This is a genomic window from Nocardia callitridis (assembly GCF_039543305.1).
GTDB lineage: Bacteria > Actinomycetota > Actinomycetes > Mycobacteriales > Mycobacteriaceae > Nocardia > Nocardia callitridis.
In genome coordinates, this window is the sequence record NZ_BAABJM010000009.1 from 54,497 (window position 1) to 66,656 (window position 12,160).

Here is a 12,160-nt window from a genome sequence, read left to right on the forward strand (position 1 = left end):
GCCGAGCGACACAACTTTGCCACCGGCGCATCGCCAAGGGAAGCCCTAATTCCTTTGGCACACTTGCGCCGCCACCACGGGCCTACTTCTTGGGCTTGTCCGCCGCCGCGTCCGAGGACAACGCCGCGACGAACGCCTCCTGCGGAACATCGACCCTGCCGATGGTCTTCATCCGCTTCTTGCCTTCCTTCTGCTTCTCCAACAGCTTGCGCTTACGGCTGATGTCACCGCCGTAGCACTTGGCGAGAACATCCTTACGGATAGCTCGAATATTCTCGCGCGCAATGATTTTCGAGCCGATCGCGGCCTGGATCGGCACCTCGAACTGCTGGCGGGGAATCAGCTCACGCAGCTTGGTGGTCATCTTGTTGCCGTAGGCCTGCGCCGCGTCCTGGTGCACGATCGCACTGAACGCGTCCACGGCCTCACCCTGCAACAGAATGTCCACCTTCACCAGCTTCGCGACCTGCTCGCCCGCCTCCTCGTAATCGAGGCTGGCGTACCCGCGCGTGCGCGACTTCAGCGAGTCGAAGAAGTCGAAGATGATTTCCGCCATGGGCAGCGTGTAGCGCAATTCCACCCTGGTCTCGGACAGATAATCCATGCCACCGAGCTCACCGCGCCGTGCCTGGCACAGCTCCATGATCGAACCGATGAATTCGCTCGGCGCGATCACCGTGGTCTTGACGATGGGCTCGAAGACGTTGCGCACCTTGCCTTCCGGCCAGTACGACGGGTTCGTCACCACCTGCTCGCTGCCGTCTTCCAACTCCACCCGGTACACCACATTGGGTGCGGTGGAGATCAGATCCAACCCGAACTCCCGCTGCAACCGTTCGCGGGTGATCTCCATGTGCAACAGGCCGAGGAAGCCACAGCGGAAACCGAAGCCGAGCGCGACCGAGGTCTCCGGCTCATAGGTCAGCGCGGCGTCGTTGAGTTGCAACTTGTCCAGGGCATCACGCAGATCCGGATAATCCGAACCGTCCACCGGGTACAGACCCGAGTACACCATCGGGCGCGGTTCGCGATATCCGGTGAGTGGTTCGGTGGCACCGTTGCGTGCCAAGGTCACCGTGTCACCGACCTTCGACTGACGCACATCCTTCACGCCGGTGATCAGATAACCGACCTCGCCGACCCCGAGGCCCTTGGTCGCCTTGGGTTCCGGCGAGACGATGCCGATCTCCAGCAACTCGTGGGTCGCGCCGGTCGACATCATCTTGATCTTCTCGCGCGGCAACAGTTTGCCGTCGACCACACGCACATAGGTGACCACGCCGCGATAGGTGTCATAGACCGAATCGAAGATCATCGCGCGGGCCGGGCTGTCGGCGTCACCGACCGGGGGCGGCACCTGCTCGATCACCTGGTCGAGCAACTCCGGCACACCGACGCCCGTCTTCCCCGACACCCTGAGTACGTCGTCGGGTTCGCAGCCGATGATGTGGGCGATCTCGGCGGCGTAGCGATCGGGATCGGCGGCGGGCAGGTCGATCTTGTTGAGCACCGGAATGATCGTGAGGTCTTTGTCCAACGCCAGATAGAGATTCGCCAGCGTCTGCGCCTCGATGCCCTGTGCGGCGTCGACCAGCAGCACCGCGCCCTCGCAGGCCTCCAAGGCCCGCGACACCTCGTAGGTGAAGTCGACGTGGCCCGGCGTATCGATCAGATGCAGCACGTAGTCGGTGTCGTCGACCTGCCACGGCAGCCGCACGTTCTGCGCCTTGATGGTGATACCGCGCTCGCGCTCGATATCCATCCGGTCCAGATACTGCGCGCGCATCTGCCGGTCCTCGACCACTCCGGTCAACTGCAGCATGCGATCGGCGAGCGTCGACTTGCCGTGGTCGATGTGCGCGATGATGCTGAAGTTCCGAATCCTGGCCGGATCGGTAAACGTCGTGTCGGCGAAGCTGGCGGGCACTCCACTCCTCATGGGTCGGCAAACTGCGCACCATCGTCCCATGCGCTCGGGCGACCCGACGCCACCGGTGCGTCGACCCGCCTCCCGACCGACGTGACACCCATGGCAGGGCGCGAACACGGAGGCATCGTTATCCTGCACAGATGGCTCGCGGTTGGAATTCTCTCGGCAAACAGCTCAGCGTGATCGCCAAGGAGCAAGGGCCGAAAATCGTGCGCAAGCACGGCCCGAAACTGATCGAGCGCCTGGTGGGGACGCTGAACCAGCGGCAAGAACCGAGTGGCGTCACGGTACGACCGACGGCCTCGACACCGGTGCCGACCGCCGAACGCGCGCGACGCATCGTCTACGCGCCGCAACTCAACGGCCGCGCCGACCCCGGCGAAATCGTCTGGACCTGGGTGCCGTTCGAAGAAGACCCGAGCAATGGCAAAGATCGGCCGGTGCTCGTCGTCGGTCGAGACAAGAAGACCCTGCTCGGCTTGATGCTGTCCTCGAAGGCCACGCGCTCCGACGACGCGAACTGGGTGGGAATCGGCACCGGCAGCTGGGATCACGAAGGACGACCCAGCTGGGTACGGCTCGACCGAGTGCTCGATGTCCCGGAGGACGGCATCCGGCGCGAGGGCGCGATCGTGGATCGCAAGACCTTCGACCTGGTCGCCCACCGCCTCTGCGACGAATACTCCTGGCACTGACCCGCATATGGCACTGACCCGCATACGCGAGACGGCCGAGAACCTGCGGTTCTCGGCCGTCTCGCGGCTGTGGCGGGTGTACCGGTCAGGAGTTCACGTCGCGCGAGCGCCCGTAGATCAGCCCGTAGACGAGCGCGCCGAGCGCGCCGCCGATGAGCGGGAAGATGATGAACGCCCACAACTGCCCCATCGCGCCGCTCTGATAGGGCGCGACCGCGATACTGCGGGCCGGGTTGACCGAGGTGTTGTCCACCGGGATCGAGATCAGGTGGATCACCGCCAAGGTGAGGCCGATCGCCAGACCCGCCAGCGGCACATCCGAGAGCTGATCGGTCGACGACAGGACCACGAACACCAGGATCGCGGTCAGCATGATCTCGATGATGATCATCGCCGCCAGCCCGTACCCGTTCTCCACGACCACCTCACCCAACGGACCGGTCTTGGCCGAAGGACTGTGCGAGCCCCACCCGTTGGCGGCGAGGCCGTCGGTCGAACGGTCGTAGGAGGGGAGGTTCTTCGCGATCGCGAACAAGACCAGACCGGCGATCAGGCCGCCGATCACCTGCGCGATCAGATACCCCACCGCACTCATCGGCGAGAGCCGACCCAGGAGCAGGTGTCCGATCGTGACCGCGGGATTCACATGGCAGCCGGAGATCGGACCGATGGCGTAGACCAGGAAAAGCAGGGTGAATCCGAACGCGAGCGCGATGCCGAGCGGTCCGACCCGGTCACCGGCCAGCACCGCGGTTCCCGCACCACCCATCACCAAGACGAAGGTGCCGAGCGCCTCGGCGCCCCATTTCTTGCTCTCGGGTACCGGATGATGCTCGATACCCGCTTCGGCGATTTCCTGAGCCGTTGGAGACATCTGTCCGCCCTTCCGCATTCGCCAGACAAGTGTGTGGTGCCAGCCGCGATACCAGAGCAATCGGACATAACCGTCCGACCTGGGACGTTACGCGAGTCGGGTGATCTCTACAACGAATTCGCCACCCGCCACCGACAAGCGAGAGAAAATGGTGATCGAAGCGCGCACCCAGGTCGCGACACCCGCCGATTTCATCGCACGAACGGCTGCTGGTACCCTCGACCTTCGGCATTGCGTTCACCCGTTTTCGGCGGGTATGTCGCATGCGTAGAACTTTTCCAGGCATGAAACCACTCAGCGACAGGAACACGAGGAAACAGGCGTGGCCAACATCAAGTCCCAACTGAAGCGGATCCGTACCAACGAGGCGGCGCGTCAGCGCAACCAGTCGGTGAAGTCCTCGCTGCGCACCGCGATCCGTAGCTTCCGCGAGGCGGCGGCGTCGGGCGACAAGGCCGTGGCCACCGAGCGTCTCCAGTCGGTGAGCCGCAAGCTGGACAAGGCGGCCTCGAAGGGCGTCATCCACTCCAACCAGGCCGCCAACAAGAAGTCGGCACTCGCCCTGGCGCTCAACAAGATCTGAATTATTGCCCTCCGGGGCACCCGCGGTCGACGACAGGCGCACCCATTCGGGTGCGCCTTTTTGGGGTAATGGCCTGACCGGCCCACCGCTTGCGGTGTCTGCCCAGACAGCTACCATTCGGCACATGGTTACCGTGTACGCCAATCAGACCGTGGTCCGCGCCGAAGATCTGCCGGACGTGATCCGCGCCGCCGAGGTGCTCGGCATCGGTCTGCGCATCGAAAACGTATTGATCCCGATCGACGACGAAGGCAACGTCTCCCTGGAGTGGGTTGTCACCCGCGACGAGGAAGTGCCCGCCTACGAGGAGTGGGAGGGCCGCTACGAGGAGCCCTCCGAGGAGGACGAGGAGACCGCCGCGAGCTTGGTCCTCAGCGCGCTCAGCTCCGTCGAATAAGCCCGTCTACCTCACTCGGATACCGCCGCTGCCTCCGGCTCGGCCACGAGCCGGTCCAGCGCCCGCTGTGAGACCTCGTCCGCGGCGCGATAGATGATCACCCGCTGATCGGGTTCCCGCAGCGGCAGCAAGACCTCGTAATCCACCACGACGCGGCCGACCGTGCGATGAAACAACTGCTTGCGACCTCGTCCCTGCACCCGAACATCGTGCCTGGCCCACGCCGCCTGGAACTCGGCGCTGTGCTCGGTGAATTCCGCGATCAGGTCGGCAAGCACCTGGTCGTCGGGATGACCGGCCCAGGCCGCACGCAGGTCCGCGATGCCCTCGCGGATCGTGCGCTCGCGCTCCACATAGAAATCCCGCATGCTCGGCTCCAACAGGCACAGCCACATGGAGTTGCGATGACGTTCGGGCAAGCTGGCGAAGTCGATCACCAACGTCGCCATCTCGGTGTTCCACGCCAACACATCGAAACGATGGTTGACCACCATCGCCGGGCGTGGTGACAGATCGTCGACCAACTGCGCCAACGCCGGGGTCGGCGCGGTCGCCGGTTTCCCGACGCTGGGCGCACGTTGCCGCGCCAGGGCGAACAGGTAGCCGCGCTCGTCGTCGGTCAAGCGCAGAGCCCGCGACAACGCCGTCAGTACCTCCGCGGACGGATGCAGTCCGCGCCCCTGCTCCAGCCGAACGATGTAGTCGATACTCACCCCGGCCAACTCCGCCACTTCCTCGCGCCGCAGCCCCGGCGTGCGCCGCTGTCTGCGCGCGGGCAGCCCGAGATCCTGCGGGTTCAAGCGCTGGCGGCGATCACGCAGGAAGGCCGCCAGTTCCCTGGTGGTGTTCACGGTCGGAGTCATCGTCGTCAATCCTACGGCTGCCTGGTACCGGCTTTCCCAGGAAGATCTTTCCCTTACCGTGTCCCGCGCACCGCTCCAGACTTGTGTTCAGCGGCAACGCAATCGGCGCGAGCCGCGATACGACTTAAGGAGCTGGACATGTCCGGAGCCAACACCCTCGATTCCTACCGGCTGCTCGGCCGCTCGGGACTTCGGGTGTCGCCACTGTCTCTCGGGACGATGACCTTCGGCGCCGACTGGGGCTGGGGCGCGGATAAAGACGAGGCGCGCAAGATCTTCGACACCTACCTCGATCGGGGCGGGAACTTCATCGACACCGCCAATCAGTACACCAACGGCACCGCCGAGCAACTTCTCGGCGAATTCACCGCGAGCAATCGCGAAAGCCTGGTACTGGCAACGAAATACACCATGCTTCGCCGCAAGGGCGACCCCAATTCCGGTGGTAACCACCGCAAGAGCATGTTCGCCTCGGTGGAGGCGAGCCTGCGGCGATTGAACACCGACTACCTCGACGTGCTGTACCTGCACGCCTGGGATTTCCGCACACCCGTCGAGGAAATCCTGCGCGGCATGGACGATCTCGTACGGGCGGGCAAGGTGCTTTACGTCGGTATCTCCGATGCGCCCGCATGGCAGGTCTCCCGGATGCAGGCGATCGCCGACCTGCGCGGGTGGTCGCCGCTGATCGCCTTGCAGATCGAATACAGCCTGCTCGAGCGGACCGTCGAGCGCGAACTGATCCCGATGGCGAAGGAGATGGGCCTCGGCGTCGTCCCCTGGTCCCCGCTGGGCAGCGGGGTACTCACCGGCAAGTACACGGCCGCCGATCTCGCACACGAGGCCGAGGGTTCGGCCGAGGGCACACGGAAGAACGTCGCCGCCGCCAACGGGTCGCTCACCGCACGCGGACTCGCGATCGCCGACGTGGTCGGGCAGGTGGCAGCCGATCTCGGCAAGTCCCGCGCACAGGTCGCCCTCGCCTGGACCCTGCTCGACCCCGGTGTCACCTCCACGCTGATCGGCGCACGCACCGCCCGACAGTTGGAAGACAACCTCGGCGCACTCGACATCGAATTCGACAGCACCCACCTGGCCACACTCGAGCAAGCCAGCGCCGTCGACCTCGGCTTCCCACACCATTTCCTGGCCAGCGCGATGTCGCGCAGCGTGATCTACGACGATCTCGAAGTCGAAACGCGCCGCTGAGAAGTCGGTGGGAGACGAGCCGTGGCGGCATGGAGACCATGCTGAGAGCCGGTCACGGGCGAGCACAGGTCTCGGCGTCTTTCTGGCCAGCGCGATGTCGCGCAGCGTGATCGACGACGACCTGGAAGTCGAAGCGCACCGCTGAGCGTCGGTGGGAGACGACCCGGGGCTGCACGGAGACCGCTGAGAGCCGGTCACGGGCGAGCACAGGTCTCGGCGTCTTGTGCAGCCCGAGCACGAGTTCTTACTGAAGAGCCGGGTTCCAGCACTGTGCGGTGGGGCAAGTTTCCGTCACGGAGGTTCGTGGCGGGCCGCGGTTACGGCGTGGCGTGGCGTGGCGGGCCGCGATTACGGCGGTGGCGTGGCCAGCCACGATTACGGCGGTGGCGTAGCCAGCCACGATTACGGCGGTGGCGTAGCCAGCCACGATTACGGCGTGGCGTGGAGGTCGAGGATTCGGCCGAGGGCGTGTTCGAGGGCGTAGGAGGTGTCGACGGCGCCGCCTTTGACGTCCGCGTTCAGGGTGGCGACGATCTGCAGGGCGGAGCCGATGCTGCGTGAATTCCAGCCGCGTGCTTGGGCTTGCGCTTTCTTCACCTTCCATGGGGGCATTCCGAGTTGCTGTGCGAGCTTGAAGGGGTCGCCGCGGCCCGCGGAGCCCACGCGCGCGATGGTGTGGACCGAATCGGCGAGGGCGTCGGCGAGCAGGACGTGTGCGACGCCGCGGTCGTTGGCCCAGCGCAACGCCTCCATCGCGGCGGGGCGGTCGCCCGAGACGGCGAGCTCGGCGACATCGAATCCGGTCACCTCCGCTTTTCCGGAGTAGTAACGGCGTACCGCGGCGACATCGACCTTTCCGCCGGTGTCGGACACCAATTGCGAAGCCGCCGCGGCTAATTCACGCAGCTCGGAACCGACGGCCTCCACAACGACCTGAACGACCTCGCCGGATACCCGCGCACCCGCCGCGCGGAATTCGTTGCGCACGAACTCCATTCGCTCACCATTCTTGGTGATCTTGGCGCAGTCGTGCACCACCGCGCCCGTCTTCTGCAACGCGGGCACCATGGCCTTGGCGCGCCCACCACCGGAATGCAACACCACCAGCACCACGCCCTCGGGCGGGTCGCCCGCGGCGGCGGTGATCACCGCGACGGCATCCTTACCCGCCTCCGCCGCCGATTCGAGAATCACCACCCGATCCTCGGCGAACAGCGAAGGACTCAGCAGCTCCGCCAGCTCCGCGGTACTCGCGTCGCCCGCACGGAGCCGATCCACCGGTACTCCCTCCGCGTCCGGCGCGACGGCGCGCACACCGGCGGTGATCTCGGCGATCGCCCGTTCGACCAGCAATTCCTCGTCGCCGAGTACCAATTGCACCGCGGCGGGCCGCTCGCTCATGCCGCCGCTCCCCGCACCGCCGAAACCCCGGCCCCCCGCCAAGAACCCGCCCGACCGTCGACCCCGGCGACGTGCGACGGCGCCACTCGATAACCCCCACTGCTGTTGGTTCGCTCGCTGCCCTGGCTCACCCCTGTGATCCTACGGTCCGCCACCGACGCCTCCGCGCAGCGTCACGAGCGTCACGGGTGACGCGGGGTGACGCGGGGTGACGCGGGTGCGCACCACAGAACGTCGGGAGTCCTGCCACAGACGCCGTGACGGCAACGGCCACCGACCATGCCCTCGGCACCGGGCGTCGATCCGTGGCTGCGGTCATGGCCGGTCTTACTCGCCGATGTCGTGCCCTCGGTCGTCGACAACCGGTGGTACCTGGTGGAATCCGACGACACCGCGTTGTCGATCGCACCGTCCTTTCGGCCGCGGCGACTGCTGGGGGTAGCCGGTAGTAGGGGTCACCGGCGCGCAAGGGGCGTGCCGCCGCGTCGGCGGTGGACCGTCGCGCAGTAGAGATCGTCGACCGCGCAGATCGTGCGGGTGCGATCGCTGACCCAGTCGAACCCGCCGACCCGAGCGCCACCCGCGCCCGCGCCCGGCACGACCGGGCCGACCTGAATGTCGGTGGGCGAACGACGCGGGTCGCGAGCGCGGTGGATAGCTCAGGCATTGTCGCGGTGCCCCGCGGTGATCAACCGGAGGTCGTTGGCGGTGCCGAGGACCAGAATGTCTCCGCTCCGGTCGGTACGGGCGATGGTCGCGCCGCGGTCGGTGAGGGAAGTCAGGATGCCGGGGTTCGGGTGGCCGAAGGTGTTGTCGGCGCCGACACTGACGACGACCAGCCGGGGGTTTACGGCGGCGAGGAATTCCGGTGCGGTGTTGCGGGATCCGTGGTGCGGGAGTTTCAGGATGTCGGCGGCCAGTGGGCTGCCCGCGTTCAAGAGCGCACGCTGCGTGGGGGTTTCGATATCACCGGTGAGCAGGACGCGCCCGGCAGCGGTATCGGCCGCGATCACCACCGACCGCGCATTGGCGCCTTCCCCTTCGTCGCCGGGTACCGGACGTGGGCCGCCGGGGAGGGGCGCGAGCACATTCAATCCGACGTCCCCGAACCGCAATACCTGCCCGGCCGACAACTCGACCAGCGGAACACCCGCCTGCTCCGCCACTGCGAACACCTGCGCCCACCCGTCCCCAGCCGACCCCTCCTCCCCGGGGCTTCTCCGTTCCGTACGCATCTGGCCGCCCACAGCCGTGCCAGCCACTTCACCGGCCCCGTCCACCGCACGCACTCGTCCGCCGCCGGTGGTGGTAATCGGCCACCGCGCCGACAACGAATCCCCCTGGGTCCCAACGGCGCGCAGCTGCGGCCTGCCTCCGGCAGCCGACGAGTAGTCGGCCGGTGATCGCGGAGACCGACACCACCGGAATCGGGCGCATCCTGAGGTGGGAACCGATGCTGTGCGCGGGTGGTGCGCCGAGGTCGAGCAACACACGGTTGGCCAGCGGGCCTCGCGTCCGCCGTCGTCGTTCCGGTCTGCCCGCCGCCCTGCTCCTGCGCCGACGAGGTCAGCCGATCGACCCGGCCACCGCGCGGCCGACGAGAACTCGGCTTTCCTCCTGTGCCCCTCGCTCGCTCGTCTCGATGCCCGGGAAGACCCACCCGAGCGCGACACCGGCAGCGAACGCCCGACAACGTCCCGATGTTGCTCCCACGCAGGGTTTCTCGGTCCGACCGCCGCCGACGGGTCGACCGCAGGCGGCACGTCGTCACCGATCCGATCCGTGCGCACTCGTGCCTCCCACCTGCTGGCGAGCACAGGCCGATGCGAACCGTGCGACGCCGGTGAGCCCTTGCCGAAATTTCTCCGGCGCACACCCTCGATGCTGTTCGACGCGACATCCGTGATCTCGTAGCGCGCGAACTCGGCGCGGGTAAGGGCTGATTCGTCATCGGCCGGCGAATTCGGCGGCGTCGATCGTTCCGTCGGAGAGCGTGCGCTCCAGCCGGGGCGGATGTCCGCAGCCGGGAGCAGCGTAGCGACGGCCGCGCTCCCACCCGGAATAGCGAATGGTTCCGGGTGTGTGACAACAGGTTTCACGACCGCTCCGGAATTCTCGGGCCGTTCGTGCGCCCCGATGCCGATCGCGGACACAGTACGACCTGCCAGGGCGCCGGTCAGTCCGCCGATGTGGTCGGCGTGTGGGTGGGTGAGGACCAGGAGCGCGATGTGCTTGATGTGGAGGCGATCCAGGCACGCACGCATCGGCTTCGGTTCTTGTCCGGTATCGATCACCACGGCGGAGCCGTCGCCGAGGGACAGAGCGAGTCCGTCACCTTGGCCGACATCGCAGACCGCCAGCGCCCACCCGCTCGGTGGCCACCCCGGATGCCAGATGCGCACCGGGATCAATACCGAGACCACGCCCAGTACCGTCGCCAGCACGATGCGGCGCAGCGCGGGCAGCCGCAGTACCGCGATGCCGAGGACCACGAGCAGGCACGCGAGCAGGCCACCACCGAGCCCACCCGGTACGGCGACCGTGGCGCCCGGCACCCCTGCCGCGTGTTCGGCCACGAACAGCACCCACCACATCGGTGGCGCCGCGCACCGCAGGATCACTTCGGCCAACGGTTGCCACAGACACGACAGCACCGCACCGGCGGCGCCGATCACCGTGATCGGCGCGACCACCGGCGCGACAAGCACATTCGCGACAATCGCGACCAGACTCACCTGTCCGGTGAGCGCGACCATGAGCGGGGTGGTGACCACGAAGGCGCCCGCCGAGACCGCGACCACTTCCGCCGGTGTGCGCCACCATCCGCGTGCGCGCAACCAATCGGCCCAGCTCGGCGCCAAGAGGATGAGACCGCCGGTCGCCACGGCCGACAGCGCGAACCCGGCGGAGACCGCCAGTGCGGGCCAGAGCGCGAGAAGTCCGATGACCGCCGCGCACAATGCGGGCAGCGCCTGCTTGCGCCGACCGGTCACCACCGCGAGCAGGGTGATCGCACCCATCGCCGCGGCGCGCAACACACTCGGGTCGGGGCGCGCGACGATGACGAACATCAGCAGTGTCGCGCCCGCGAGCGCCGCGGCGACGCGCGGCCCCAGGGTGAGCGCACGCACCACGAAGAGCACAGCGGTGAGCAGGATCGTGAAATTCGCTCCGCTGACCACGCAAAGATGTTGCAGGCCGGAAGTTTTGAATTCGTCACGTACCTCGTCCGACAGGTGTGACACATCGCCGACGACCAACGCGGGCAGCAACCCCGCCGGGTCGGGCGAGAGTGCGTGCTCGGCCGCCGACGCGAAACTCGCCCGCATCGATCCGGCGGCGCGCTGCCACCACGGCAATGTGCCGATCACCTTCGGTGGCCCGGTGGCTCGCAGCGCCACGATGGTGAGGTCGGATCGACTCGGCGCGCTCACTCTCGCGAGGAAGTCGAGTTGATGTCCCGGCGACAGCGTGGCCCACTCCTGACCCGCCGCAAGGATCACCACTTCGCCGCCCGCGCGAACGGTCGCGCCGCCGAGACGGTACTCGCGCAGGTCCGCGCGCACGACCCATTGCTGTTCACCGCCGAACGCCGCCCCGCGCAACGGTTTCGGGTCGTCGACCGGTATCGCCACCACGTGCAGCGAGCGTCCGATCGCCGCGCGCAAGGGATGTGTCTGCGCGCGATGCTCCCGCCACGCACCCGCCAGTGCGAACCCGATCCCGAGCACCACCGCCGCCAAGGCGACCACGGCGACCGCCCGTGACCGCTCTGCGCGGTGCGCGACCGACCACAGCAGCAGCACCCACAACCCGATCGCCGCCACCACCAGCGCACCGGCCACCAGAAGTCCGGCCACCCAACCGAGGGCCAGCGCCACGATCGTCACACCCCAGCAACACAACGCCGCAGGCAGCAGCCGCGCGTCCAGCGGCGGCGACTCCGCTCCCGCCGAGGACGACGCTCGATCGGGGCGAACAAGTTCCCCCGCCGGATCGGAAGGACCACGTACGGCACTTCCCGGCCTGCTCACGCTCCGACCACCGACCGTGCGTGGCACCGTGAGACGCGCTGCCCACCCAACGACCGTGGCCCAGACCTCGTGCCACGATGAGCGCCCGAACGATCGATACGGGCGCCTGCCAGCACGCGGCTTCGCGTTGCCGTACCCAGCCCGGTCGGGCAGATTCCCGCGACCCGAACCGCT

General features: G+C 67.2%; 10 protein-coding genes. 5 read left to right on the top strand and 5 right to left on the bottom strand.

From position 1 onward, the window contains the following. Positions 1-82: 82 nt before the first annotated feature. Positions 83-1,939: a translation elongation factor 4 gene (lepA, locus tag ABEA50_RS29445; protein WP_345499646.1), complete on the bottom strand. Its 1,857-nt coding sequence runs from the start codon at positions 1,937-1,939 to the stop codon at positions 83-85. Between the two features lie 131 nt (positions 1,940-2,070). On the opposite strand from lepA, the gene ABEA50_RS29450 reads away from it, so the two are divergent. Continuing rightward, the gene (locus ABEA50_RS29450; protein WP_345499647.1) at positions 2,071-2,625 is read left to right on the top strand and encodes a type II toxin-antitoxin system PemK/MazF family toxin; all 555 of its coding nucleotides are present in this window, start codon (positions 2,071-2,073) and stop codon (positions 2,623-2,625) included. Between the two features lie 85 nt (positions 2,626-2,710). Here the strand turns inward: ABEA50_RS29450 and ABEA50_RS29455 are convergent, their stop codons facing one another. Further along, positions 2,711-3,499, bottom strand: coding sequence for an aquaporin (locus ABEA50_RS29455; protein WP_345499648.1), 789 nt, complete (start codon positions 3,497-3,499; stop codon positions 2,711-2,713). Positions 3,500-3,821: 322 nt separating this feature from the next. On the opposite strand from ABEA50_RS29455, the gene rpsT reads away from it, so the two are divergent. Beyond that, complete coding sequence (gene rpsT, locus ABEA50_RS29460) at positions 3,822-4,082, top strand: 30S ribosomal protein S20 (RefSeq protein WP_345499650.1); 261 nt, start codon at positions 3,822-3,824, stop codon at positions 4,080-4,082. Positions 4,083-4,206: 124 nt separating this feature from the next. Beyond that, positions 4,207-4,479 (top strand): hypothetical protein, encoded by a 273-nt coding sequence (locus ABEA50_RS29465; protein WP_345499651.1) that lies wholly within the window; start codon positions 4,207-4,209, stop codon positions 4,477-4,479. 11 nt (positions 4,480-4,490) lie between these two features. On the opposite strand, the gene ABEA50_RS29470 is transcribed toward ABEA50_RS29465, so the two are convergent. Then, positions 4,491-5,342, bottom strand: coding sequence for a helix-turn-helix domain-containing protein (locus ABEA50_RS29470; protein ID WP_345499653.1), 852 nt, complete (start codon positions 5,340-5,342; stop codon positions 4,491-4,493). 138 nt (positions 5,343-5,480) lie between these two features. Here ABEA50_RS29470 and ABEA50_RS29475 point away from each other — a divergent pair, with 138 nt between their 5' ends. Continuing rightward, positions 5,481-6,551 carry an aldo/keto reductase gene (locus ABEA50_RS29475; protein WP_345499655.1) on the top strand — a complete coding sequence of 357 codons (1,071 nt, stop codon included), beginning with the start codon at positions 5,481-5,483 and terminating at the stop codon, positions 6,549-6,551. Between the two features lie 429 nt (positions 6,552-6,980). On the opposite strand, the gene holA is transcribed toward ABEA50_RS29475, so the two are convergent. After that, a complete protein-coding gene (gene holA / locus ABEA50_RS29480) occupies positions 6,981-7,952 on the bottom strand; it encodes a DNA polymerase III subunit delta (protein WP_345499656.1) in 972 nt (323 codons plus the stop codon). 279 nt (positions 7,953-8,231) lie between these two features. On the opposite strand from holA, the gene ABEA50_RS29485 reads away from it, so the two are divergent. Then, complete coding sequence (locus tag ABEA50_RS29485; protein ID WP_345499657.1) at positions 8,232-8,462, top strand: hypothetical protein; 231 nt, start codon at positions 8,232-8,234, stop codon at positions 8,460-8,462. A 149-nt stretch (positions 8,463-8,611) separates the two neighbouring features. Here ABEA50_RS29485 and ABEA50_RS29495 read toward each other — a convergent pair whose 3' ends face one another. Beyond that, a complete protein-coding gene (locus ABEA50_RS29495) occupies positions 8,612-11,986 on the bottom strand; it encodes a ComEC/Rec2 family competence protein (RefSeq protein ID WP_345499659.1) in 3,375 nt (1,124 codons plus the stop codon). Positions 11,987-12,160: the final 174 nt, after the last annotated feature.